The organism is Psychrobacter sp. GW64-MNA-CIBAN-0177 (genome assembly GCF_040309585.1).
Taxonomy (GTDB): domain Bacteria; phylum Pseudomonadota; class Gammaproteobacteria; order Pseudomonadales; family Moraxellaceae; genus Psychrobacter; species Psychrobacter okhotskensis.
Genome location: NZ_JBEOOY010000368.1, coordinates 1 through 260, shown reverse-complemented (window position 1 = coordinate 260; position 260 = coordinate 1). Strand labels below are relative to the sequence as shown.

Annotated in this window: 1 protein-coding gene; it reads right to left on the bottom strand. The window is 46.2% G+C overall.

Annotated features, from left to right (window positions below; translation table 11 throughout):
• Positions 1–260 (bottom strand): CarD family transcriptional regulator (locus tag AAEY79_RS15480; protein WP_352289425.1); only part of this gene is annotated, 260 nt, incomplete at both ends.

Sequence of the window (260 nt, the reverse complement as noted above, 5' to 3'; positions counted from 1 at the left end):
CCTTAGCTTCACGCCTAGCTTGTATATTGAGCAATTCAGCCGCGACATCATGAATCTGCTCCAGTGCTTTTTGTTTGGCTTTGTCCCATTTTCCACTACCGATTTTATGCAAAGGGGCAAGCGCCGGATCGCCACCGCTATAGCGGCTAATCACTTGCAAATGCGCCACTGGCACATAAATACTGGCATCATCAGCATATTTTAGAAGAATAAATTCTTGCTCACCATCGCCCACATCCAAGATAATGAGACCGCTATAG